This is a genomic window from Bacillus sp. MYb56, from assembly GCF_002976445.1.
GTDB classification, from domain to species: Bacteria; Bacillota; Bacilli; order Bacillales; family Bacillaceae_G; genus Bacillus_A; species Bacillus_A mycoides.
Map to the genome: position 1 here is coordinate 105,598 of NZ_PCOH01000003.1, position 24,372 is coordinate 129,969.

Annotated in this window: 23 protein-coding genes and 5 pseudogenes; 2 read left to right on the top strand and 26 right to left on the bottom strand. The window is 35.7% G+C overall.

Annotation, left to right across the window (positions count from 1 at the left end; genetic code table 11):
* Positions 1 to 8: 8 nt before the first annotated feature.
* From flhA to CQ058_RS05350, 10 genes and pseudogenes are all read right to left on the bottom strand, one after another.
* Complete coding sequence (gene flhA, locus CQ058_RS05305; protein WP_002189082.1) at positions 9 to 2,075, bottom strand: flagellar biosynthesis protein FlhA; 2,067 nt, start codon at positions 2,073 to 2,075, stop codon at positions 9 to 11.
* Between the two features lie 23 nt (positions 2,076 to 2,098).
* Positions 2,099 to 3,145, bottom strand: a complete 1,047-nt coding sequence (gene flhB, locus CQ058_RS05310) for a flagellar type III secretion system protein FlhB (protein WP_002193129.1) — start codon at positions 3,143 to 3,145, stop codon at positions 2,099 to 2,101.
* Between the two features lie 10 nt (positions 3,146 to 3,155).
* Complete coding sequence (locus CQ058_RS05315; protein ID WP_002189079.1) at positions 3,156 to 3,917, bottom strand: flagellar biosynthetic protein FliR; 762 nt, start codon at positions 3,915 to 3,917, stop codon at positions 3,156 to 3,158.
* A 15-nt stretch (positions 3,918 to 3,932) separates the two neighbouring features.
* Positions 3,933 to 4,208 carry a flagellar biosynthetic protein FliQ gene (locus tag CQ058_RS05320; protein ID WP_002011993.1) on the bottom strand — a complete coding sequence of 92 codons (276 nt, stop codon included), beginning with the start codon at positions 4,206 to 4,208 and terminating at the stop codon, positions 3,933 to 3,935.
* Between the two features lie 33 nt (positions 4,209 to 4,241).
* Positions 4,242 to 5,000 (bottom strand): flagellar type III secretion system pore protein FliP, encoded by a 759-nt coding sequence (locus CQ058_RS05325; RefSeq protein ID WP_002118006.1) that lies wholly within the window; start codon positions 4,998 to 5,000, stop codon positions 4,242 to 4,244.
* A complete protein-coding gene (locus CQ058_RS05330; RefSeq protein ID WP_002193130.1) occupies positions 4,997 to 5,317 on the bottom strand; it encodes a hypothetical protein in 321 nt (106 codons plus the stop codon). The genes CQ058_RS05325 and CQ058_RS05330 overlap by 4 nt, the downstream gene beginning before the upstream one ends.
* Before the next feature lie 12 nt (positions 5,318 to 5,329).
* Positions 5,330 to 5,689: a flagellar motor switch protein FliN gene (gene fliN / locus CQ058_RS05335; protein WP_002193131.1), complete on the bottom strand. Its 360-nt coding sequence runs from the start codon at positions 5,687 to 5,689 to the stop codon at positions 5,330 to 5,332.
* Positions 5,690 to 5,699: 10 nt separating this feature from the next.
* Complete coding sequence (gene fliM, locus CQ058_RS05340) at positions 5,700 to 6,686, bottom strand: flagellar motor switch protein FliM (RefSeq protein WP_002189076.1); 987 nt, start codon at positions 6,684 to 6,686, stop codon at positions 5,700 to 5,702.
* A gap of 14 nt (positions 6,687 to 6,700) precedes the next feature.
* Positions 6,701 to 6,925, bottom strand: a complete 225-nt coding sequence (locus CQ058_RS05345; RefSeq protein WP_002189074.1) for a flagellar motor switch protein FliN — start codon at positions 6,923 to 6,925, stop codon at positions 6,701 to 6,703.
* 222 nt (positions 6,926 to 7,147) lie between these two features.
* A pseudogene (locus CQ058_RS05350) lies at positions 7,148 to 7,936 on the bottom strand (transglycosylase SLT domain-containing protein).
* Between the two features lie 246 nt (positions 7,937 to 8,182).
* On the opposite strand from CQ058_RS05350, the gene CQ058_RS05355 reads away from it, so the two are divergent.
* Together CQ058_RS05355 and CQ058_RS05360 are read left to right on the top strand one after the other, a co-directional pair.
* Complete coding sequence (locus CQ058_RS05355; RefSeq protein ID WP_002193132.1) at positions 8,183 to 9,118, top strand: flagellin N-terminal helical domain-containing protein; 936 nt, start codon at positions 8,183 to 8,185, stop codon at positions 9,116 to 9,118.
* Positions 9,119 to 9,374: 256 nt separating this feature from the next.
* A pseudogene (locus CQ058_RS05360) lies at positions 9,375 to 9,566 on the top strand (flagellin); the annotation flags it as partial.
* Positions 9,567 to 9,759: 193 nt separating this feature from the next.
* Here CQ058_RS05360 and CQ058_RS05365 read toward each other — a convergent pair.
* From CQ058_RS05365 to fliE, 16 genes and pseudogenes are all read right to left on the bottom strand, one after another.
* Positions 9,760 to 10,536 carry a TerC family protein gene (locus CQ058_RS05365; RefSeq protein WP_002189068.1) on the bottom strand — a complete coding sequence of 259 codons (777 nt, stop codon included), beginning with the start codon at positions 10,534 to 10,536 and terminating at the stop codon, positions 9,760 to 9,762.
* A 185-nt stretch (positions 10,537 to 10,721) separates the two neighbouring features.
* Positions 10,722 to 10,922, bottom strand: coding sequence for a Ger(x)C family spore germination C-terminal domain-containing protein (locus tag CQ058_RS05370; RefSeq protein ID WP_003188425.1), 201 nt, complete (start codon positions 10,920 to 10,922; stop codon positions 10,722 to 10,724).
* A gap of 101 nt (positions 10,923 to 11,023) precedes the next feature.
* Positions 11,024 to 11,955 (bottom strand): annotated as a pseudogene (locus tag CQ058_RS32230) (spore germination protein); the annotation flags it as partial.
* A gap of 222 nt (positions 11,956 to 12,177) precedes the next feature.
* On the bottom strand, positions 12,178 to 13,125 hold the full coding sequence (locus CQ058_RS05380; protein WP_002189066.1) for a DNA-binding domain-containing protein: 948 nt from the start codon (positions 13,123 to 13,125) through the stop codon (positions 12,178 to 12,180).
* 561 nt (positions 13,126 to 13,686) lie between these two features.
* Positions 13,687 to 14,595 (bottom strand): annotated as a pseudogene (locus tag CQ058_RS05385) (chemotaxis protein).
* A 141-nt stretch (positions 14,596 to 14,736) separates the two neighbouring features.
* Positions 14,737 to 15,222 (bottom strand): hypothetical protein, encoded by a 486-nt coding sequence (locus tag CQ058_RS05390; protein ID WP_002193135.1) that lies wholly within the window; start codon positions 15,220 to 15,222, stop codon positions 14,737 to 14,739.
* Between the two features lie 391 nt (positions 15,223 to 15,613).
* Positions 15,614 to 15,949 carry a DUF3964 family protein gene (locus CQ058_RS05395; protein WP_002030948.1) on the bottom strand — a complete coding sequence of 112 codons (336 nt, stop codon included), beginning with the start codon at positions 15,947 to 15,949 and terminating at the stop codon, positions 15,614 to 15,616.
* A 49-nt stretch (positions 15,950 to 15,998) separates the two neighbouring features.
* A complete protein-coding gene (locus CQ058_RS05400) occupies positions 15,999 to 17,222 on the bottom strand; it encodes a flagellar hook protein FlgE (RefSeq protein ID WP_105589512.1) in 1,224 nt (407 codons plus the stop codon).
* A 17-nt stretch (positions 17,223 to 17,239) separates the two neighbouring features.
* Positions 17,240 to 17,818: a flagellar hook assembly protein FlgD gene (locus tag CQ058_RS05405; RefSeq protein WP_105589513.1), complete on the bottom strand. Its 579-nt coding sequence runs from the start codon at positions 17,816 to 17,818 to the stop codon at positions 17,240 to 17,242.
* Positions 17,819 to 17,821: 3 nt separating this feature from the next.
* Positions 17,822 to 18,934, bottom strand: coding sequence for a flagellar hook-length control protein FliK (locus CQ058_RS05410; RefSeq protein ID WP_105589514.1), 1,113 nt, complete (start codon positions 18,932 to 18,934; stop codon positions 17,822 to 17,824).
* A 13-nt stretch (positions 18,935 to 18,947) separates the two neighbouring features.
* Positions 18,948 to 19,358, bottom strand: a complete 411-nt coding sequence (locus tag CQ058_RS05415; protein ID WP_002193139.1) for a hypothetical protein — start codon at positions 19,356 to 19,358, stop codon at positions 18,948 to 18,950.
* A 115-nt stretch (positions 19,359 to 19,473) separates the two neighbouring features.
* Positions 19,474 to 20,778: a flagellar protein export ATPase FliI gene (locus CQ058_RS05420; protein WP_002193140.1), complete on the bottom strand. Its 1,305-nt coding sequence runs from the start codon at positions 20,776 to 20,778 to the stop codon at positions 19,474 to 19,476.
* Positions 20,775 to 21,461: a FliH/SctL family protein gene (locus tag CQ058_RS05425; protein WP_105589515.1), complete on the bottom strand. Its 687-nt coding sequence runs from the start codon at positions 21,459 to 21,461 to the stop codon at positions 20,775 to 20,777. The genes CQ058_RS05420 and CQ058_RS05425 overlap by 4 nt, the downstream gene beginning before the upstream one ends.
* Entirely contained in the window at positions 21,448 to 22,452 is a 1,005-nt protein-coding gene (locus CQ058_RS05430; protein ID WP_002193142.1) for a flagellar motor switch protein FliG, read from the bottom strand. Before CQ058_RS05430 ends, CQ058_RS05425 begins: the two co-directional genes overlap by 14 nt.
* A gap of 16 nt (positions 22,453 to 22,468) precedes the next feature.
* Positions 22,469 to 24,044: pseudogene (gene fliF, locus CQ058_RS05435) on the bottom strand (flagellar basal-body MS-ring/collar protein FliF).
* Positions 24,045 to 24,066: 22 nt separating this feature from the next.
* Positions 24,067 to 24,366, bottom strand: a complete 300-nt coding sequence (gene fliE / locus CQ058_RS05440; RefSeq protein ID WP_002193146.1) for a flagellar hook-basal body complex protein FliE — start codon at positions 24,364 to 24,366, stop codon at positions 24,067 to 24,069.
* Positions 24,367 to 24,372: the final 6 nt, after the last annotated feature.

Sequence of the window (24,372 nt, forward strand, 5' to 3'; positions counted from 1 at the left end):
ACCCCCTACTATTCAATATAAGCAATTTGATCTACAACAATTTCTGGTGCTAATTCACTAATACATAATACTTTAGCTTCTATTTGATAACGTTCAAGAAGTCTCACAATCGCAAACCTGAAATCTTTTCTGCGTGTTAATAATACTGGCTCTCTTCCCATTAAACGAGCTTGTTTGAAAACGCGCTGTACTTGCTCTACTACTCGCGTTTCTAAATCTAAATCCCAGTTTAATAAATAACCTTGGTATGAATTATTAACAACATCCGCATCTAACTCGATTGAATCAGCGAAAAGCGCTGCATAAATTTTTCCATCAGGATTTTTCGCACTCTCACAAATAACTTTTGAAATACATTCACGAACAAATGCAGTGACACCATCAACATGGTTTTGATAAATTTCTTTCCCGTCAATAATACCTTCAATAATTGTTGGTAAATCACGAATTGAAATTCCTTCTTTCAGAAGTTGTTTAATAACATTTTGCACGAGTGATAAATCGATTTCTTTCTTCTTAATTTCTTCTAATAAAACGCCATTATCAGTTTCAAGCGAGTTAATCAAGTCTTTCACATGTTGACGCTGAATTAACTCATGAAGATTACGTCTAACGACAACATCTAAATGCGTAATTAATATGCTGAGCGGCTCTAACACCTGATAGCCTTTCATTTGTGCATCTTGTACCATATGCTCCAAAATCCAATATCCATCTTCACCAAAAATTGGATCTTTCGCCGGCTCTGCATCTAAATCAGCCATTACATTCGGTGTTTTCAGTGCTAATAAATAACCTGATTTTAAAACACCTTCAGCCGCCTTCGCACCTTTAATACGAATAATGTAACGTCCGCGTGGTCTAAAGCTCGTATTATCTTTAAAGTTAATTCCCGGAACGTTAATTCCAAGGTCGGTAATAATTGACTTCCTCATAAGAACAACTTTATCACGAGCTGTTTCCCCGTTAATCTTCTGCTTTACAAGTGCCGCTAAATCTAAACCGAGCTCTACGATAATTGGATATTTATCTGTAAAGACGCCGAATGAATCTTCCACTTGTTGCAGTTGCTCTTCATCGCCTTGAATCATTTCTAATTCTTTTTGAAGCTCGTCTTCTTTTTCTTTCTTTATTCGCTTTTTATTACGAACTCCTAAGAAAACAATCGTGCCTCCAACGAGAGCAAAGGGTAGAAATGGTAACGGTGTAAAAACACCCATTGCGATAAATAAACCACCGAGTGCATATACAACAACTTCATGCGCTAATAACTCTTTAAAGATTCCTTCAGTTACTGTATCAGATGAACCGTCAAATACTCGCGTTACGATAATACCTGTTGAAATCGCAAGCATTAACGAACCGATTTGGTTTACAATTCCGTCACCGACAGTTAACTGCGTATAGTGAATAGCCGCATCTGCAAAGCTCATTCCTTGCTGCATCATACCGACAATTAAACCGAAAATAATGTTTACGAATAAAATGACAATCCCGAAAATAACGTCCCCTTTAATGAACTTTCCGGCACCATCCATCGCTCCGTAAAACTCTGTTTCCATATTTAATTTTTTTCGTTTTGCCTGTGCATCTTTTTCTGTAATAAGACGCTGATTCAAGTCAGCATCGATAGACATTTGTTTCCCTGGTAAAGAATCAAGTGTAAAACGAGCTGCTACTTCAGCTGTACGAGACGCACCGTTTGCAACGATAAACTGGAATATGATTAAAACTATAAAAATAACGATACCAATTAATAAGTTCCCGCCAATTACGAACTGACCGAACTCTTCAATAACATGACCCGCATTTCCGTCTGTTAAAATCGCTCGCGTCGTCGAAACGTTAATCGATACGCGGAAAATCCCGATTAATAACAACATCGTCGGAAATGACTTTAATTCATCCCACTCGTTAATACTTGTAGCTCGCATATAAATAAGCACTGACATACTTAGTAGAAAAACGATAACGATATCAAGTATAAATGGTGGAAGTGGAATTAAGAGCGCCACAACGAATGACGCTGCTAAAAAGATAGAAAAATAGGTTCTTGCAGAATCCATCTTAAACAAAGAGATCCCCTCCAAACGCGCTATTATACTTCAAGTTCGTTCGTTTGAATTAAATAGCGCATAACTTCAATTACAGCTACGTATAAATCTTCTGGAATCGTCTCGTCTTCCTCAACTTGATAATATAAAGAACGAGCAAGCGGACGGTTTTCCACCATTGGTATTTCTTGTTCACGGGCAAGCGTTCGTATATATAATGCGAGCTCATCTTCCCCTTTTGCAACGACAATAGGCGCTGCATCAACTTGTTTATTGTAACGAAGCACAACTGAAATGTGCGTCGGGTTGTTCACAATAAACGTTGCACCATCCATCTTCTTCGCAATTGTCCCTTGCAAGATGGCATGCATAAAGTTTTTTCGTTTCCCCTTTACTTGCGGGTCCCCTTCATTATCTTTATGCTCTTGTTTCACTTCTTCTTTTTTCATTTTAATATCTTGTTCGTACTCCCATTTTTGATAAATGAAATCAATAATAGAAAGAACGATTAAAATAATTAAAATGGCTAGAAAGATAAATTTAATTTGGCTAATAATTTCAGTAAGTGACGCTGTCCAGTTAAATCCAATCATACTAACAATCTTCTCTAAATTCTTTTTAAAGAGAACGTACGAAACGTAACCGATTAATCCCATATAAAATAGTGATTTCAAAATATCTACTAAACTTTTACGACTAAACAATCTCGTAAAATAGTTTTTCGGATTAATACGTGATGCTTTCGGCTTAAGTACTTTAGAAGAAAATAAGAAACCGACTTGAATCATATAATTGAACAAATGAAAAGCATATACAAGTATTAATATAGGAGCCGATACTTTCAGAAGTAATATGCCCATTAAATAAAAATACTCGGTCGAATCTGTATTTTTTCCAATTTGATCAAACAGTACCGCTACGGAATGTGCGATCTCATAACCGAGCCAATCTCCGAAAAAGTAAACGACAACTGCTAATACAAGAATGGAAAATAAATTATTTAAATCTTTACTCCGGGCGATATTCCCTTCTTCACGCGATTTTTTACGCTTCTGCGGGGTGGCCTTTTCTGTTTTATTATCCTTTGCCATGCGCGTCCCCCTACTTCGTTAAGAAAAAGTTAAATAGTTTCGTATACTCTTCCAGTAATACGTCTGTCATATTTTTAAACACATAACCGAGCATCGGTACACTCATCGCAATAAACAAAATACCACACGTTATTTTAATTACGTACGCATTCATAAAAACGTTTAATTGCGGTGCGTTTTTTGCGATTAAAATAAGAACGAAGTTAATGATGAATAAGCTCCCCATAAGCGGCAAAGCAATTTCGACCGCTGATGTAATTGCAAATAATAACGTTGCGAGTAAACTATCTAAAAAACTAGTCGTCAACAATTTTGAAATCGCCTCTGTATATTGAAACGACTTTAAAATCGTGGCAACGAAATAGTTAATGCCGCCAAGTGAAATGAAAATAATAAGAAAAAATATATCAAAAATTGTTGATAGTAAAGTAGACTGTGATCCTGCATTTACATCAAATAAACTTGCCTGTGATAAACCGATATCAAAGTCTAAAATATGCCCTGCCATTTTTGGAATGTTCCACAGCATCTCTACAATTTTTGAAAGTGATAACCCAATTACAATTTGCGTTCCTGCATAAGCTGCTACATCCCAAACTGTCTTTATGTGAGAGACATCCACTTGATCTGCCACTGTAATCGAAAGAGCGATTCCAAATGTAACCTTTGCCATCGCCGGAATTGATCGGCCTGAGAAAAACGGTAGAAAATATAAAAATGAAGTAATGCGACAAAACGCAAAAAACGTCGCCGCCCATAATTCCATATTCATTTCAGTTCACCTATCTTAGTACGAACGCAATAGCGATGGGATTTTATCAAATAAATCTAAAATAAGCATCGTTAACTCTTGAAACATCCACGGACCTAAAATGATAATAACGAGCACAATACTCGCCATTTTCGGTAAAAACGTCAGCGTTTGCTCTTGAATTTGCATCATCGCCATAATAACCGCGATAATAATAACGACAATCATACTTACAACGGCAATCGGCATTAAAATCATAACCCCTTTATAAAAAAAGGTTTGGAAAATATCTATAATTGGTGACGTATTCATTTATATGACTCCTATCACATAGCATCAAACGCTTCAGGCGACCGTCTTAAACATAATATCGACGATTTTTGTATATCCACCTAAATATACGAAAACGAGTATTTTAAATGGTAAACTTAAAATCATCGGCGGTACCATCATCATCCCAAGGTACATTAAAAGTGTACTAATAATTAAATCAATAAAGACAAACGCTAAATAAATGAACATCCCTGTAAGTAAACCTTTTTGAATTTGCGTTAACGTAAAGGATGGCACAAGCGTAAACAGTGAAAGATCCTTTAAATCTTTCGGCAACTCTTCTCCGCGCACTTTCAGCATCATTTTCAAATCATGCTTATACGTATGCTTCGACATATAATCTTTCATAATCGGGGCTGTCGTCTCCGCAGCTTGACTTACTGTTATTTTTTCTTTCGTCATCGGGTCCCACACATCACTCTTTAACTGACCAAGTACTGGTTGCATCGTAAATAGTGATAAAAATAATGCAAGTCCAACAAGCACTTGGTTCGGTGGTAAATTCATAACCCCAAGTCCTTGACGAGTAATCCCAAGAACAATCATAAAATACGTAAAGTGCGTAAATAAAAGAACGATAGAAGAAGATAATGATAGAAGGGTAACGAGTGCGAATAGTTGTACACTTGAATTACTCGTAAACTCTTTTCCATTTTCGAAATTAATAAAGCCGTTCGGGGCTGCATACGCTGGATTTACAAAAACAAATGAAAAAATAATAGAAAATACGAAAATAACGGCAAATAACGATAACTGTTTCTTTATTCTCATGATGGATCCTCTACTTTTTTCGTTTCACTCTTCACCGCGTCTTCTAGCGCTTGCTGAAACTGATTTCCTGTTCCTGTTAACTGCACAGATTGTACACCGTTATTACTAATAACAGTGAACACTTGCTTTCCGTCCACTTCAAACAAAAAGGCGCTCGTTTGATGATTTAAATATACGCCGTCTTTCACTTGAATATGGCCGTTTTCACCTTGCTTAAAAAACTGCTGTTTGCGCGTCTTTTTCGTCATATAATATGCACCATAGCCGAGCGCACCAAACAGTAAAACGGCTTGAAATAAGGTCGTCATATACGACATATGACTCCTCCTCTACTCTTTATCCTGCATTTGATTTTGCACCTTCATAAGCGCTGCATGTTTCTTATCAGCTTCAATTTCAGAAATAATAATGCCGAATTTCTCATCCATTACTATCGCTTCACCAATACCGACCTTCATATCACTTAAATATACATCTACTTTATGTCCTAAATTTTTCTCTACTTCAAGAACATCGCCAACTTTTAATTGCTTCACATCACCAAGCTTAATAGATGACTTCCCAAGCTTTACTCCAAGTTCAATCGAAATATCCGAAACGGTATCAATATGTGCCTTCCCCGCTTCATTTCGCTTCCCTGCAAATTCTTCTAATCCCATTAATGACACAGGAGATACTTCATGCTTCATATAGATCCTCCTACTCTATAAAACTTTTAAATAGGAGCGCCTTACGCGTTCCATCTTTCCCGATAAAACAATTAAATTTATGTTTTCCATCTACATAACCACGCAGTTGGTCTGTTACTTTCGTATGAAGCGGAATAATATCGCCTTCTTCAATTTGCTCAATCTCGCCCATTGTCATTTTCTGCTCACCAATCGCAACGTGAACAGGCTTGTACACTTGATTTACTTTCACTTCTACTTCAGACGTATACTTTCTACGCTTATCTGAAGAATGTTCGACAATATTTTCAGACGTTAACTTATCCATAATTTCTTCAACAGATAAGAACGGAATACCGATACGAACTGTCGTATTCCAAAAATCCGTTTTCATATTTACGTTTAATAGTGAAATAATATCGCTCGCTGTCGTAATCTTCAGCGTATTCGGATCTGTCTCCGTCGTTACAAATTTCGGTTCAATCGCAACAACGCTTTCAAATGATTGTTGCAAATTTTTACAAAGAAGAGTAAATATATTATCAAGTGTTAAAAACTCAAACGCCGTTAATGGTCTACGCATTAGAAAGTTACGCTTACTATCTCCGCCAAGCCAGCATTCATGAATATAAATAACGAACGCTAAATCAATTTCAATTACAATTTCTCCAAGCTCTGGAAGACCGAGATCAATAACACAATATAAATAATAATCTTTCGGCATTTTCTCCACATACTCACTCGTAAACGGAACTTGCTCAACGGTCGAAGGCTCTAGTTCAATTGGAATACGCATACGCGCTGACAACGTCTGTGACGTCTGTTTGCCAAAAGTAGACGCAATCGCTTGCAAACTACGTAAATGCTCAACACCGAACTTCTCCGGTCTATTAAAATCATACTCTTGAAATTTATCTTGCTTCCCTGCTTCTTGTGCGAAAGCTGGCATTTCCTCGCCTTCATTTACCGCCTTCAGTAGGGCATCAATTTGCTCTTGACTTAATTTATCGCCACTCATGAAAATCCCCTTCCCTACCTTTTCAATTCAACAATTTCAACGTACATTTTTCCATTCTTCGTCAAAATCTTTCCGGTTCCAATCTCTTCATTCTCAAGCATAATAAGCACCGTATTTTTCGTTGAATTTTCAAGACGATACAATGTACCTTTCGTAATATGAAGCAGATCTTCAATTTTCTTTTTTGTATTTCCGATTTCAAAATAAATTGTTAACGGAATATCATCTTGTAATTTCAAATCTAGCCAACTCCCATATCATGTTAACGAAAATTTCATATTCTCTATTTATCCCGCTATTTGCGGGCAGTAAGACCCCTACCTCAAAATTCAGCGAAAGCAAAGAAGTTAGGCGGAGGGGCAACTGCCCGTAAAAGCCCGATTGGTGAAGGCTAATAATCAGTGGGGGATGAACAAAACCCCCACTGATTAAAGTTTCACTTTATATATAAATGAAATTTCTTATTTCGAAACGTCTATATTCAATATTTTCTTTATATATCCTTGCGTTTCTTTAAATGGCGGTACGCCTCCGTACTTTCTCACATTACCAGGACCAGCATTATAAGAAGCAAGCGCTAGTACGAGATCACCGTTATGTTTCTTTAAATAACCGCTTAACTCTTTCACACCGCCTTCAATACTTTCAGCTGGTGAAAATGGATTTTTTATACCCATCTCTTTCACATTTGCTGGCATAAGCTGCATAAGCCCCATCGCTCCTGCATGTGACACCGTTTTCGGATTAAAATTAGACTCGACTTCAATCATTTTTTGAATTAACGTTTTCGGAATTCCATATGTATTACTTACGCGATCAATAATATCCTCATACTTACCTTCATTTTAAGAACGTATTTTCCGAATATTATATTTATTCGTTAATCCCCACGTATCAGCAGGCTCATTTTTCGTTTCTGGGAAACGTCGCTCAAACTCTTTTTGTGCAACTTGCACTTCATCTACTTTCTTCGTTTCAGCTTTCTCCTCAGGCTTACTCGTTTCCTCTACTACTTTATTAATAGGTTCTTCCGGTTTATTAACAACCGTTTCTATTTTCATAGATTGTACCGGCTGACTCATATCCTCTACTTTTGCCGTTTGCGGAGCAACCTTCGTCTCCTTCGCAGGTTCACTTTGCAATTGATCTTGAAAACGACTACTAACGAACGCCTGCGGACTACTTAATTTTTGCTGAAATTGTCCTTTTTTATATGCAAGAACTTCTTTTACTATATTTCCAACTACCATAATATCACCTTTTCGATAAACAAAGATAATCTAATATTAGAGTTTTTTTTTAAAGTTTGCAATAATCCTTTGCAATAAAAAAATGACTATATTGTTAAACTGTTATTTTTTTATATTTATTAATTCGGATTTTTAGTTGGCACCCTTTGTAGCAAGGCTTACAATAAATCTCGAAATCGATTTTTTCGCATATTACCGTTTTTCAATTTGCAGAAAAGTCAATATAAAAAAATGGGGGTTCTTCACATGAGAATCAATACAAACATTAATAGCATGCGTACGCAAGAATACATGCGTCAAAACCAAGACAAAATGAACGTTTCTATGAACCGTTTATCAAGCGGTAAACGTATTAACAGTGCAGCTGACGATGCAGCTGGACTTGCAATCGCTACTCGTATGCGTGCAAAAGAAAACGGATTAGGTGTTGCATCTCGTAATACACAAGATGGTATCTCTATGATTCGTACAGCTGATTCAGCAATGAACTCAGTATCTAACATCTTACTTCGTATGCGTGACCTAGCAGTTCAATCTGCCAACGGTACAAACACAAACGAAAACCGTGGTGCACTAGAAAAAGAATTTTCTGCATTAAGAGATCAAATTGATTACATTTCAACAAACACTCAGTTTAACGGAAAAACATTATTAAATGGTGATAATGGATCTATTAAAATCCATAGTTATGATGATGGACAAGCAACTGCTGCAACAGGATCAGCAGATCCTGGTACTGATCCTGGTACTACAAAACCTGCTATTAACGGCACTATCGATATCAAACTAGCAAATGTTACAAGTGCTAATTTAGAAGGTAATGAAAAGAAACTTAACCAAATTTCTATCTCAGCAACAAACGCAGGCACTGCTGGAACTGAAGATGATACTACTGCTATCAATAATGCTAACGATGCAATTAAAGCTATCGATGGTATGATCGCATCTATCGCAGGTAGCCGTGCTGATTTAGGTGCTACATTAAACCGTCTAGACTTCAATGTAGAAAGCTTAAATAACCAAGCTTCTAACATGGCATCTTCTGCTTCTCAAATCGAAGACGCTGACATGGCGAAAGAAATGTCTGAAATGACTAAGTTCAAAATCTTGAACGAAGCTGGTATCAGCATGCTTTCTCAAGCAAACCAAACTCCACAAATGGTTTCTAAATTATTACAATAAGCCATTTGAGTTAGTTTCATGAACAAACCTCTCTGCTTGCGAAGAGGTTTGTTTTTTCTATATAAATAGATTAATAGATTTCTTTTCAGCCTGGAGAGAAGCTCCAGCCATATTTAGAAGCGATCAGGGCTTATTTTATCCTCGTCCTGTGTATGAAAACCAAAAGATAAAGTGAGCATAAGCCCTTTTTTCTCTTCATAGCCGTTTATTAGCGTTAGAATACTGACCATATATCAATCTATAAGGAGTGTCCAATATGCGTATTAGTACAAACGTTTTAAGTATGAACGCTAAGTTAGCTTTATATAAGAATGAGCAGAGTATAAATGTTGGGATGGAGCGTTTAGCGACTGGTAAGAAGTTAAATGCTGCTTCTGATAATCCTGCGAATGTGACAATTGTGACTCGTATGCGTGATTTAGCTGTTCGATTTGCAATTAGTGCAAATTCTTTCGAATAATGTGCTAAAAGGACAAAGCATATAATGCTCTGACCTTTTTTAGTAATGATTCTACTCCAATCGTTCTCTTTAATGTAAAAAAAGAAACTATATATTGAATAAAAATTAGTATAGTTTCACTCCGTATTCCTTAAATTAGAAAAGAACAAATGTTTAAAACGCTAAATACAGTTAATGATACTTACCTTTCGGGATTATTTTCGGCTGACTTATTTCCCGGTGCAAACCAACCAATTAGTGCGATGGCAACTAATACTCCATAGAAGATTAAAGTCCAAGTTGTACTGTGCGGAAAATCATCATTTAAAATACCAATGTCCTCATGAGCCAGTGTAATTACAGCTAGTTTGACACCAACCCAAGCAACAATCGCATATGCCGTTGTTTCCAATGCTGGCCGTTTCTCAAGAAGCCCAACAAACCAAGTTGCCGCAAATTTAATTAAAATAAGTCCAGCGATCCCTCCAAGAAGTACAACAATGAACTGTCCTCCATCCATACCTCCGAAATCGTCAAGCGGTGAATCCGGAAGCCCCAGAGCAAGAGCAACCGCAGCTAATATCGAATCAATTGCAAACGCGAGGTCAGCTAATGCAATCTTCCCTACTGTGAACCAGTAGCTTTTACCTGCCGCTTTCTTTTCATCGTCCTTATGAATATTTTGATTGCCTTTTCCGAATTGCGCCTGAATGACATGCTTCAATCCTAAATAAAGAAGATAGGCTGCTCCTATCGCTTGTATTTGCCAAACATTTGCAATAAATGAAATGGCAAATAGGGCTGCAAATCGAAATACAAAGGCCATAATGATTCCGTAATTTATAGCTCTTTTTTTCTCTTCTTCGGGTAAATGTTTCGCTATAACTGCTAGTACAAGGGCATTGTCAGCTGATAACAAACCTTCTAATCCGATTAGAATTAATAATGCCCAAGCATACTCTAGCCATATTGACTCCATCCGTTTCTCTCCTTTCTAAAATTAAAATCAGATAAGGGCTTTGCTATCAATAGAATTTCCTATTAAGCCAAATTAAATCCTAAAACTTATGGCTAAAACATTTTGACAGTTACTTTTCTGTCCTCTATTTGTTATAAGTTGAAATCATTTAATAATCCCACTTTCTAAAATCTTTAATACCAGCGTTACTTTAACACTTGCTTCTGAAAATGTATTCGGCCATTCATTTTCGACTTTTTCCAATGCTCATATTGAAAAGTACGTGCATAGTCACCAAATCCAAATGGATCTAGCTTCTGCCTTTGTACTTTATGAATTAGATCATTTAAATCATGATTTAGCTGTATCATAATAAGTGCAACTAGTTCCCCTTTATCTTTCTTCATATTTACATCGAATGTACGCTCGGCAATAGATAAATCAAATGACTATCTTTAAGAAGAATTACTTCATAATGAAAGGAAATCATAGCAATATAAAGAGCCTAAGCAAAGATCGCAATAAATAATCCCGTGAGGCGAAGTAGCCATGTAAATGATGCTATAGCTATCCTTAAGCTGTAATCATCCATCGTTTGAAAAAATGATAAAAAAGTCATCGGACCAATTAACACACCTGGTGAACAATCGCAATTCGGCCCTTCAAAATATGATGCGAAGTTGTATCTGGACGTTCGGTTATAGAAAACTGTGGGAATAGTGTATATGAATTATCTTCAACGAGTCCCTCTAATGTACCGGTACTGAGAATAGCATCAATGTTGATTGATTTTATACGACTTGCCATTTCGTGGACGACAGTTTCATTTGTAACATCTGCTAAATACAGCATAACAATTTTTGAATTTGCCCGATCTCCAACAGTGAACTCTTTCACCTTCAATTCACGATTTGGAATATATCAGCGAATGAAGGCAATACTCTCGCTAGCTACTTCCGTAAAACCTTCGTGTGAACTTTTTAATGAAGTTTCAGTTGTTGGTTCCTGAATACTCCTCTTAGGTGCCCCTGCGTGTCTAACTCTAACGCTGTGTACTGACCATCTATAAGCAAAATGCTTTTACCATGTAAAATAGCCTATTCGATTTCTAATCATTTTTTTACCTTCTTAATCTGCCCAATAGAAATTGAAGACTCCCAAAAATCTTTTTCATTCCATTCTTGAAATAAGAGAGGTCGTAGAACATCCGTATTAATGACATTTTTGTCTACTAACCCCTCCATATACACGAGCGTGACTCTTTGTCCGCTTTTCAACGGAAAACTTCTTATAACTAGCTCTGGAATTCCGCTAAATAGTTTGGACAATTGCTCTAGGTTTATAAGACATAGAAGAAACCGAACCGTTTATTACAATGTCAGCTTGTTCCTGCGTAGAAAAAGATTTTTCACCTCGTAACCATTTATGAAAAGAATCCATACATTCACCTTTTTCGTTGTTGTGTTTCATATGGGTTATTATGGATGAATACTTAAAGACATATACTCTTCTTTAGGTTATGAAGAATCTATGTTGTTTTATTATGAGCAGTTAATTATTTAAACTTACATATTTTCACAATATAAAAGTAAATAAGAAACCTGTCTCCAAAAGATCGTTTTTGACGATTTTTAGAAACAGGTTCTTTTTTGTATCCTATATTTAAGGTGTTACTGTCATAACTTGCCCTCTACGGTCGACCATTATTTTCATTTTACCGTCTTGTGCGTTATATAATCCAAGTTTATTTAAATCTTTTTTACAACATTTTACGAAAGTCGGTAACGTACGAAGTTGATCAATATCAGAGCTAGTTATGAAATGAATCAGATACTGCGTTAAATCTTTAATATCGTAAATGAGTTCTTCTTTTTCTCGTATTAACTTATCATTTTCAGCTCGTAGTAACTGTAATTCACCCTCAAGACCACGTGTGTTTTTTTCATCTTTTGAACGCTCTGCGGCCATGCTAGAAAGTTTATAAATCCCTTTCATAAACTTATGTAATTCACCTTCTTTTTCTTCACCATGTTGATTAATTGTTTCAAAATTATCAACAATTCCAGATATAACTGTTACGAGTTTTTTTTCATCTGCTTCATTTTGAATTTCTTCGATTACTTCCTGTTTTCTCTCCTGTTTCATCTTAGAAGTTGTTTCTTTTGCAAATGTATATTTACGTTTCCGCCCAGGTTTTTGTTTTTCAATATTTTCAAACGGTATCTCTTGTTTCTTCAATTTATAATATGTGTTTTGCAATTGACTTTCCGTTTTTTGAAAAAGATTCAGTTCATTTTTACTAATATATTTTGAAATATTTGCGATGTTTAACCCGTGACGTTGACAAAATTGATACACTTCATAAAGTAATTCTAGTTCAGACTTCAGCCATGTAATCGTTGATTTTTCGTAGGCTCGTATACCACCATTTTTCTCTATATCTATTTGAAATAATACCATTCTATTATATAAATCTATTAGCTCTTCATACTCTATGCGGAATTGTTTCTCTATTTTTTGAAATTCCGCTCCCAACTTCGTATCGTTCATTTTATCATTTGACATTTTTTTTAAAAGACTTAATACATTGATTGCTGTGTGGTGATACATAATACGTGTCACTCCCCCTCATTCTTTCACAATTCTCATATGACCCCCATGTCTTTCAAGAAAATAGAAATTTTTACATATCAACATTATAGCATTTCGAAATTGTCCGTCAAATGATAAATCTACAAAAAAAATCAAAAAACAATAGAAAAACTTTTTAGAAAATATATATATAAATAGTATAAAGTCGTATTAGTAGGAATCTATCCGATTATATCATATGGTATTTCCAATATAATTCCACCGAAAATTTGCGCCATCACGTAATTTCACCACTATATTTCCAAATAAAAAACTCAACTTTATACTAAAAGTAAGGAATACAGGATGAAAATTAAATTGAACTACACACAGCAATTTCAATATTTCTACATATTAAATAATAAAAAACGTCCTAGAATCAATTCCCCAGTCAAGAAGACGCTTTCAAATAAAACCGTGACTATAGACAACAAAAACTATATTTGAAACACTCCCTCATTCTTTCTTTACATAAATGGAACAAAAAGAAGAACCACCCTGTACTACAGGATAGTTCCCTCTTCCAACTAAAAAGCTTTTTTATAACACTAACTTATCAACCAAACCAATTAACTCTTGAATATCCGGCTTACTCACTTGAGCATTTGCTCCTACAGCCTCACCTTTATGGAACAGCTCATTCGTAATTAAAGAAGAGAAAATAATAACAGGTAAATGATTCATCACTTCACTATCCTTAATCACCCTCGTTAAATGATGTCCATCCATTTTCGGCATTTCAATATCTGTAATAAGCAGATGAATATGTTCAAACATTTTTTCATCTTGCTCTTTTGCTAGTTTTTCAATTTGCGCTAACGCTTCTGCACCATTGCTGAAGAAATTCATTTTCGTATATCCAGCTGTTGATAATGTTTCTTCTAGTATTTGGCGAAGCATCGCTGAATCTTCCGCAATATAAATAACCTTTTCAGCTCGATCTGTTTTTTGCTCTAATCCTGAAAGTGTTTTATTGTCATAACCACTGTTACTAATTTCGCAAACAATTTTTTCATAATCTCACAATAAGATAATTTTCCCATCTAGTTTTACAATTCCAGACGTCGTTTCTTCTAGTCCCATAGATAATGAAGCTGGCTCATCAATTTGTTCCCAAGAAATGCGTTGAATACGATGTACTTCATCAACACGGAAGATAACTTTCATTTGGTTTAATTCCGAGATAATAAATTTCGTTTGATCAAGTGGCTTTGTAGATTTTAAATTAAGAGCTGTCGCTAAGTTAATAACAGGTAAAATTTCGCCACGTACTTGAACAACACCTTCAACTGCATGATGAGATTCCGGCACAGTTGTAACAGGGAATGGATTAATAATTTCACGCACTTTCATTACATTGATACTAAATAAATTTTCACCCACAGTATAAGTTACGATTTCTAATTCGTTTGTTCCACTTTCTAATAAAATACTTTGTGCTTGTGACATAAAGGTGTCGCTCCCCTTCCGTTAATTCCGTATATTTAATTATTAAGATTTAATAACATCCAAAAGTCAACTACCTATATGAAAAATATAGATAGTTGCGTGAGCCTTGCCGTTTTAAAATAATAAAAACACTGGTAAAGTTTAATCTTGTATAAACGAAGCAAGTGCTTCTAGTAACACTTCTTGCGCTCCTACAATTTCTGTCGGCATCGCTTCCCATTTTTTCGAAAGCTCTGTTTCCACTCTCACTCTAAGCTCTGGATTCATTTCTACTAGCACATATTCCTTTGTCGCTATATCGACATCAAGAAGTGCAAGTGCATATAATTCCGGATCGTTTATTTTTTCAAATAATTGTTTCAATACCGCCGGTGCTATATGTTTTAACTTTTCAATGTGAATTTCCTTATCCGAAAATAGTAACTCATATTGAATAAACGTAACATTTTCTTTAATCACTTTAAAATAGCAATTATTCTTTTTATCATTTACAAAATAACCGTTCAGATCTGCAATAATACTCTCTACTTGACGTATTAAATTAGGCAAACTACTCGCCATCATTACAGTACGTTGCTCAACCTCACTTGGCGAAATGAATGTAACGCGATACTTATTCTGCGCCATCCTCCTCACCTCTCCTTTTATATAAATTTAGTCTAATTGTACAACATAGCACAACTATCTTAAATTAATCTATATCTATTTCAAATCACTGCTCATAGGCCCTATATCTTCAAAGAGCGAAGAGGCACCACCTAAACACTTGGATTCCAGCCTCTCCAACTACCTTAAAACCACTACATATCTCTAGTCTTACAACATACGAGCCACTCATAAGCACTGACGGCTACTAAACATCGCTGGGCCCTCTCTCAAAACTTTAAATGAATACAACTATAATCGTTATTCATCTAAACTATCGGTTCACACATCTTAAACAATGCACGAACCACTCATAGGCACTGACCGCTACTACTCATCGCTAGGCCCTCTCTCAAAACCTAAAAGAAATCTTTTAAGCCCCTTTCAACAACTCAATGTTATTGAACCAAAAAGCAAGCTGCTGATCCGTAATATCCGGCAACATAACAAAAAACTCACGGCACTTCATCTCATCTTTAAACAGTTGATACTTCCAAACACCACTACTACCAATACTTACGAAGTAAAACTCGTGTATACGGCCAATGATTGCTTGTTTTTCACCAAACGAATATGGAGGCACTTGTTTGATTTCAAATTGATCTGGTAAATATACATGCTCTTCTCGTTCTATTTTTAACATTTGCTCAGCAAGCTCACGTTTATTTTCGAAAAAAGGCAATTGTAAAATTCGCTCTTGTCTTGTCATACGAATATAAAACCCTTCCTACTACGTTACAATTTTTCTTTACGATTTATTATTGAATTAAGTTCACAACTTCATTTAATACTTCATCTGAAATTTTGATTACTTTCGCATTTCCTTGGAATCCGCGTTGGTATAACATTAAATCAACGAATTCTACAGATAAATCTACGTTTGCACCTTCTTGTGCACTACCGCGTACTTTTCCTGCACCATTTTGACCAGATACACCCATTGCTAAAATACCCGTTGTATTTGTCGCTGTATAGTTACCATTACCAGTTTTCATTAAGCCGCCTTCGTTCGGGAACATTGCAACAGCTAATTGACCCGCAGCTTTCATACTTCCATCAGAATATTTCACCATCAAATATCCACCGTCAGCAATAAAGCAATCTTTAACAGTCGCTGCTGCTCTACCATCTACGTTTGTTACTGCTAATGTTTTTTCTGTCGGATGGTTTGTTAGTTTACTAAAATCTAAATTTACTGTGCCGCCATTAAATGGAATAGATGCTCCAGGATTTTGCTGATTTGGCTTTCCTACTGCATCAAACGTCATATCACCACCTGCGCCTTGAACCTCATTAAACGTTGTTTCTTTCTTCGAGTCGTTACGCATCTTTACTGTATATTTATAATTATGTTCACTAGTTTGTGTAAACTCCACGCGCATTGTCCATGTATTACCGGCATCATCGTATACAGGCAATTCTTGCGTAATTTGTTTTGCATCGGCTGGAATATTCCCTCCAACGACTCCTTTTGATGTTCGAATACCACCGATTGCTGATCCCATTGGAATTTGCAATGGTCCCGGGATACCAGATAAGTCAACATTACCAGTTGATGGATCTGCTGGATAAGCGAATACATATTGACCTTCTGTATTCGTAATATAGTAATCTGAAGATATTGCAAATGTCCCTTTACGTGTAAATTCCATATTTCCAGCTTTTGAATCACCTACAACGAAGAAACCATTACCTTCCATTGCTGCTTGTGTTTTACCACCTGTTAACGTAATTGTACCATCGCTATAATCCGTAACCGTTCCGCTCATTTTTACACCGTTACCGATACTTTTAGGGTTCGTCCCTGCGTATCTATCATCACCTTTTGCACCAATTGAATTGTTGTATAATAAATCATCAAACATTGCTTTTTGTTTTTTATAACCAACTGTTTGTGCATTGGCAATATTATTTGAAGTTACACTTAATGCATTTTGTGTTGCATTCATTCCTGTAATACTTGTATATAACGCTTTAATCATAATGTATGGACACTTCCTTATGAATTTGTTGTTTTTACTTCTTCAACTACTTTTTGATCGGCTTCCTTTACATCTTCTGGATTCGTGTCTCCAATCTGTTTATCAGACACTCTTTCAACGAAACGAAGAGATACTACTTTATTATTAATAACGAGCTGTACATCGTTATTTTCTGCAAGGCGAACTGTCTCTACTTGACCAGTTACTTTGTTCCCTTCACCGTCAATACCTCTTACATACTTTCCTAAAAACTTCATTCCACCATCAAGCGCTGTCGAATACATCGTCGTTCTTAAGGAGTCAACTGCTTTGGTCATATTTTGTACTTGTTCCATAAGAGATAACTGCGCTGTTTGGTTCATCATTTGATTCATATCCATCGCATTAAATGGATCTTGGTGCTGGAAACTCGATAAAAACAATTTTAGGAAATCATCTTTCCCCATTACCCCAGGAGTCTTTTGCTCTCCTGCTGAAACTCCATTTGCTTGTTGAACTGGCGATTGTAAACCGTTAACAGGTACATTACTTTTTTGCGCTCCTGCTTGTAACGGAATATGATTTGTACTCGTTGTATTTAATCCAACTGTTGGCACGCTTTATTCCTCCAATAATCCCGCAAATTCTTTTGATTGTTGTTTCTCATGTTTCGTATTTGCTAATTTTTGCTTTTGCCTTTGCTCTTGTTCTCGCTGTTCTTTACGATTTTCATCTTTATCTGAATAGCTAATTTGAATATTGATTTCTTTTTCTTTTAACTTTAGTTTCAATTCATCAAAAATGATTTCAACACGTTTTTTCGCATCGTGTTTTTCCATTTCTACATGAACATCAATTTGGTCTCCATGTTTTTTCATAAACACAGTTAATGTACCAAGTTTTTCTGGATTTAGCTGGAATAAAACGCGTTCTTTTTTCACTACAAATTTTTGTAGCGCCTCTACTTGCGCTTCCATTTTCTTTCCTAAGTCAGGCAATGAAACCTTCTCAGCGCCACCATTTGATTTTCCTATTTGATCGGTACTGGTCGCTTTATTTAATAACTCCACACCCGCAGAACTCGAATCGTTTAATGTATCAACTTCTGGCAAGTCTATCTTTACATCATCACTCTCTGATTTCGGAAGATCTACATCTAAGTCTTTAAATTCTTCTTGTTTCTTTGCAATATTACAAGTTTCTGATTCTACGACTTTTAATACTTGCAACATCTGCTCTGGCATCGTCACCTTGTCTAACGTCATTTGCATTGTACCTTCTAAATATATGGCATTTTTAATATTTATGTTTGAAAGAAGCTCTTGTAATTGCTGTAATTCAGCTGCGGGCAATTCGTTCAGTTTAATATTTCCGTATTCTTTATATAACTCTTGTATTTTTTGTATGTATTGATATAACAATTCTGACTGCACACGTAATTGCTCAATTGCAACCATTTGCTCAGATACAGATAATAATAACTGTTCTGTCTCTTTTTTTTCTTCTTTCTTAACAATAGGCTCTTCTTTCGTTACCGATTTTTTAGAAAGAATATAATCTTTTTTCTCTTCTATTGGTGCTTCTTCTCGTTTCGTTTTCTCCGTTTTCGGCTGCTTTTTATTTTCAATTCTCATTGTATTATCAAATGAAGAATTTTCATTTTTCGATTTTATTTCTAGCCCTTTTTCTTTTTGCGGAGGTAAACTTTGTTGCACCGGTAATACAAATTGCATCACTACATCCACCTCATCCGTTCATACACATTTTTAAATCAAGAAGCATTTTTTCTTCTAACTTTTCTTTTACTTCCACAAGCTTCTTACAATCTTCTTGATACATTTCATCAAGGACACGTTCTTTTTCTTTTATTTGCTCTAAAAGGCTTTCATTTTTTTGAATAAAACCTTCTGTTTTTTTAATTTTTCGATTCCATTCTTCTATTCTTTCAGGTGAAAATGTATGTGAAGACAGCATACCAGCCATAATACGTTGCCCAGTTTGTACGACTTTACTACGTGATTTCACAACATACAGATCATATTCTTTTTTTTGTTCTATTTTTCTTTTTTCAGCTGTTAGTTCATACACTTCTTTCAAGATTTGTTCTTTCTCTTGATTAATCTGCAATTTTATCGTGTCGTACTGCTGCTTATCCACCCGTTTTCATAGCCCCTTCCTATTATAACGTTCCCTTTTTCTATTATATAGTTTTTTCACAAAAAAATCTGTGAAATATTAAAAACAAAAAAATAAGACCTCAAGGGACGAGATCTTATACAATATGGTGCATTGCTTGGACAACACCTTCAAAATGAAAACTATCCGTTCGACCTTGTTTTAAAAACATATTTATAGCTTCCACTTTATTTTTACATTCAAAAATATAAGCATTTTCTTCATTTTCTTGAATTGTTCCTAGTTTAAAATACAATTCATTTTCTTTATAAATAGATAAAATTTTTCTCATTTCATTTGCAAGTTGCCAATGCTTCGGCGATACGATTTCTTCCATAATCCTACTAACCGAATCTAGTACAGAAATGGCAGGGTAATGACTAAGAGTTGCGAGCTCACGTTTTAATACAATATGTCCATCTAAAATACCACGAGCTAAATCTGGTACAGGACTATTTAAATCGTCACCATCAACTAGCACTGTATAAATACCTGTTATTGCCCCTTTTTGTGTTTTTCCGGATCGCTCTAATAACTTTTTCATATAACTTTCCATTAACAGTGTTTTACCACCAATTGGTAATTCTTTGACTGCAATGTCAACACTTCGGCGAGCATCAGCAAAACGAGTAACCGAATCCATCATAAGTAATACATTATTTCCTTGGTCACGGAAATATTCAGCAATAGATGTAGCAAGCTTTGCCGCACGAAGTTGCATAAGGTGACTTTCATCTGATGTCGCTACAACAACGACGCTTTTTTTCATGCCTTCTTCGCCTAATTCTTTTCGAATAAAGTCTTTTACTTCCCGGCCACGCTCACCTACTAAACTAATAACATTAATATCAGCTTTTGCGTTTTTTGCAATCATTCCAAGTAATGTAGATTTCCCAACACCTGATCCAGCGAAAATACCAATCTTTTGACCGATTCCAATCGTTAACATAGAATCAATCGATTTAATTCCCGTTTCAAATACATCTGTAATTTCTTCACGCTCAAATGCATGAATCGGCGGTGCATCTAATTTTATTTTTTGTATTGGAATATTTTCAGAATCTTCATTTAACACTTCTCCATTTGCACTTAACACTTTGCCAAGCAAATGATTACCACGGGGCACAACGACATCTTCTGCAATTAATGTAACTGAATCTCCGTAACACACTTTTTCTGTCTGTTCAAATGGGAGTAACATATTGTTTTCTTTTTCAATTGCAATAACTTCACATAAGACGCTATGTTCTCCAACGAGACAAACATCTCCAATCTTCGCTTTCGGACCTTTCGCTACAAAAAACTGCTCTTGTACACTATGAACTTTGCCAAATTTCGTATAAAACGGCGTTTCAATAAACGTATTCCATTTATTATGTTCGTTCATGAGCTTATTGTTCATACGTTTTGCTCCTCAAACAACTTTTCTTCTTCCCATTTATGACGAAGTTTCGCAAATATAGGTGCAAATTTAAATTCAAAGAACTCCTTCTCTTCTTCCAAAACAAATTCGCCAAACTGTAAAGAAAAATCATACTTCCATTCTACTAATTGTAGCAACCAATACTCTTTCGTATTTTCCTTCTCTTCTTGTATACGCTCAAATGTTTCTGGATGAACCGTTATAATTAACTTTTCAAATGAAGTAGGCAAAGTTTGAACGATACCTGTTAATATTGGCAGAACGTCTAATACTCGTGAATCTACCGCTTGATTCACAATTTTTTCTGCTAATTGAAAAGATTGATTCCATAATAACTCAGTCCATTCGTATGCCGTTTCTTGTTGCTCCTTTTGAAACTGCATACGCGCTGCTTCCATCTGTCCCATTTGTTCATGAATATGCATTTGAAACTCTTCTTTATCCTGCAACAACTGCTGATGCTCTCGTTCTAACGTTTGTTGATGCTGCCTTAGCTGATTCATTTCAATATGCAATGCATCTTGCTGCGCAAGAAGTTCTGCATGATCTACTTGTATTTCCCCTTCAGTGTGAACTGGTATTGGCTTTGGAAACTGTAATTCATACGTTTCCTCAGAAAAAGAAACAGAATTCTTCGGAATTCTGTTTTTAAATAAGGACATCATCTTCACCTCTTTGAATGATAACTCTTCCTTCTTTCTCTAGCTTTTTCACTGTACCTGTAATCGTTTGCTGCGCTTTTTCAGCTTCCGTCATCTTAAGCGGTCCTAAGCCATCTAACTCTTCTAAAATCATCTCTTTACGGTTTGAAGACATACATGTAAATAATTTCTCTTTAATTTCTTCTTTTGCAATTTTAATTGCTTTCGCAATAACACCGTTGTCTGTAATTTCCTCTAATACACGGCGAAGTGCAAGATCTTCAAGACCAAGTAAGTCTTCAAAGACAAACATATTTTCTTTAATTTTCTCAGATAACTCATAATCAACTTCATCGAGCTTTTGAAAGACTGTTTTTTCAACGCCTCGTGAAACATTATTTAAAATGTTCACAATCGTTTTCAAGCCATCTGTTTTATTAATAGCACTAAATGCCATATTATTTAATTTTGCTTTTAATAACTCACCAATTTGATTAATTAATTCACTATCTACTTGCTCTAGCTTCGCAATGCCCATTACCGTTTCTACACGCTTATGATCTGGTAATCTCTCAATTAATTGAGATGCTAATTGAGGCTTAATATAAGAAGCAATAATTGCTATCGTTTGTGGCGATTCATCATTAAGCACTGTAAGAAGTGGCTCTAAATCTGTTAGTGAATTTAAGAATTCAAACGGATTATCTTTATTGTACCAAAGGTCTTCTAATAATTTTTCCAAATCGTCTTCTGGCATATTTCTAAATATACGACGAATGTATTCTTTATCTGGGGTCACTAAATTCAATTCTTTTACATTTAGTTCATACAGAAACTCCCCTAGTACATTTTCTAACGTTTCTGCTTTATATACACGAAACTTCGCAATTTCACGAAGTAACACTTCTTTTTCCTCAGCTGTCATATATTCAATGACTTTTGCTGCCACCTCTTCGTCTAATGTACGAATGAGGATGGCAGCTTTTTCTTTGGAGGAGATTTCATCTAACATTGTTTTTCCTCCCTTACTATCCGTTTAGCCATTTTTTAATAACTTTTGCAGTACCTTCTACATGCTCTCTCGTAGCTTCCTGCACTTGGTCATCTAATGTAGGTTCTGTCGGTTCTACTGGTTCTTTTCTTGGCTCTGGTACTATTTTCTCTTCAGGAATTTCCATAATGCTTTCACTACTAGCAGCAACTTCCTCTTCTGCTAAGTATTCATCATATTCCTCTTCTTCTTTCTTTTTCTTACGTCTTGCTAAGAAGAACCATAATAATAGGCCACCAAGCGCTAACAATCCACCTGTAATTCCACCGAATAACCACCAATTAATACCACTTTCTTCTGGTTCTTTCTCTTTCTCTACTTTCGGCTGATCAAACTGAACAGTTACAACGTTAACTTGACCATTTATAAAGTTTCCGTTCGGATCAGCTTGAAGTCCAGCTGCTGTACCTATTGCTTCTTTAAACGTCGTCATATCAATTCTTCGTTTTACTAACGTATCATTATCTACCCATACAACAACATTTGTTTTCGTTAATTCTGGATGTTTCTTAATCGTTTCAACTGTTTTATCTATTTCATAATTTTCAACTTTGTTACCATTTTTATTATCGTAGACGATTTTACCATTTTGATTATTGTTCGTACCGTAGTTTGGCACTTCACCATTCGCTGTAATACCAGCACTTGGCTTCGTATCCGCCCCTTCTTGCGCAGTAGAGCTTTCCTCTTGCTCTTGTTTACTGCGAAGTACACCTTTATCCCCATATTTTTCTGACTGACGTGTAACTTCATCATAATTTACAGAGACTTTCGTATTCACTTTATATTCATTTGGCTTAAACATCGTCATTAACGTCGCATCAATACCTTGCTTTAATTTGCCTTCAATTTGTTGTTGCATCTCAACTTCTTTTTCATAAGAAGAGGAACTATTAGATTGCGCTGCATCTGCTCCTTTTGAGATAACACCTTTTTTACTATCCAATAACACTTACTTCTTCTGCTTTCACACCTGGAACGGCTGCACTAATCATTTGCTGTATACCCGCAACTTGATCAGCTGTTAATAGTTGTCCACGTTTCACACCAATAGTAATTGCTGCTGTTCCCTTTGCCTTTTCTTCATCGAAAATGGTTTCTTTTTCAGGTAATGTAATTTGAACATTTGCTGTTTCAATTGCCGCAAAGTTTCGTACAATATCTTGCTCCAATTGCTTTTTCGTACCGACAATCTGCTTCATTTTCTTATCTTGCTCACTTGAACCGAGCGAGCTTTCTAATAAAATTTCCTCACCGCTTTTTGAATTAAACGGTAAGCCCATTCCATTCATTTCTTTTCGAACCCATGGAGCATCGTTCTTTTGCACTCGAATCGAACCATCGGCTGCTAATTGGTAATCAACACCTAGCTTCGATAATTCTGCTGTAATCTCTTGCTTATCTGTATCGTTTAAATTTTGATATACAACAACATATTTATCTGGCAAGGTGAAGTATAAAAGTGCTCCTGTTACAATCGCTAAGAGCGCAGCACCAATTACTAACTTATGCCACGTTTTCAACGATTGGAAAACATTTTTTATCTTTTCCATTTAAACACACCCGTCCATTTTCCTAAATTTGCATATTAATTAGTGACTTATAATTCTCAATAAGATTATCTCGTACAAGAGCAGCCGTTTTCATTTGTGATTCAGCTTTCTTCTGCTGAATTAAAACATCATGCGTTTCTCCTACCCCTTTCGTCAGTAAATCATATACTGCTGTTTGTGCATTTTTTTGCGTTTGATCCATATCTTCCAATAAATCAATAAACTTTTTGCCTTCAACTACAGATGTTTGTGAAGTTTTCGGTGCACCAATTGGCTGAATCGCTCCAAATGGCTGGGCATTTAACATTGGTTGGATTTTCATATTTCC

Coding starts and splice junctions, on each gene's coding strand:
- flhB (WP_002193129.1), bottom strand. CDS start 3,145: ATGGCAAAGGATAATAAAACAGAAAAGGCCACCCCGCAGAAGCGTAAA.
- CQ058_RS05315 (WP_002189079.1), bottom strand. CDS start 3,917: ATGAATATGGAATTATGGGCGGCGACGTTTTTTGCGTTTTGTCGCATT.
- CQ058_RS05320 (WP_002011993.1), bottom strand. CDS start 4,208: ATGAATACGTCACCAATTATAGATATTTTCCAAACCTTTTTTTATAAA.
- CQ058_RS05325 (WP_002118006.1), bottom strand. CDS start 5,000: ATGAGAATAAAGAAACAGTTATCGTTATTTGCCGTTATTTTCGTATTT.
- CQ058_RS05330 (WP_002193130.1), bottom strand. CDS start 5,317: ATGTCGTATATGACGACCTTATTTCAAGCCGTTTTACTGTTTGGTGCG.
- fliN (WP_002193131.1), bottom strand. CDS start 5,689: ATGAAGCATGAAGTATCTCCTGTGTCATTAATGGGATTAGAAGAATTT.
- fliM (WP_002189076.1), bottom strand. CDS start 6,686: ATGAGTGGCGATAAATTAAGTCAAGAGCAAATTGATGCCCTACTGAAG.
- CQ058_RS05355 (WP_002193132.1), top strand. CDS start 8,183: ATGAGAATCAATACAAACATTAATAGCATGCGTACGCAAGAATACATG.
- CQ058_RS05365 (WP_002189068.1), bottom strand. CDS start 10,536: ATGGAGTCAATATGGCTAGAGTATGCTTGGGCATTATTAATTCTAATC.
- CQ058_RS05370 (WP_003188425.1), bottom strand. CDS start 10,922: ATGAAGAAAGATAAAGGGGAACTAGTTGCACTTATTATGATACAGCTA.
- CQ058_RS05380 (WP_002189066.1), bottom strand. CDS start 13,125: ATGTATCACCACACAGCAATCAATGTATTAAGTCTTTTAAAAAAAATG.
- CQ058_RS05390 (WP_002193135.1), bottom strand. CDS start 15,222: ATGGCGCAGAATAAGTATCGCGTTACATTCATTTCGCCAAGTGAGGTT.
- CQ058_RS05395 (WP_002030948.1), bottom strand. CDS start 15,949: ATGACAAGACAAGAGCGAATTTTACAATTGCCTTTTTTCGAAAATAAA.
- CQ058_RS05400 (WP_105589512.1), bottom strand. CDS start 17,222: ATGATTAAAGCGTTATATACAAGTATTACAGGAATGAATGCAACACAA.
- CQ058_RS05410 (WP_105589514.1), bottom strand. CDS start 18,934: ATGCAATTTGTATTACCGGTGCAACAAAGTTTACCTCCGCAAAAAGAA.
- CQ058_RS05420 (WP_002193140.1), bottom strand. CDS start 20,778: ATGAACAATAAGCTCATGAACGAACATAATAAATGGAATACGTTTATT.
- CQ058_RS05425 (WP_105589515.1), bottom strand. CDS start 21,461: ATGTCCTTATTTAAAAACAGAATTCCGAAGAATTCTGTTTCTTTTTCT.
- CQ058_RS05430 (WP_002193142.1), bottom strand. CDS start 22,452: ATGTTAGATGAAATCTCCTCCAAAGAAAAAGCTGCCATCCTCATTCGT.
- fliE (WP_002193146.1), bottom strand. CDS start 24,366: ATGAAAATCCAACCAATGTTAAATGCCCAGCCATTTGGAGCGATTCAG.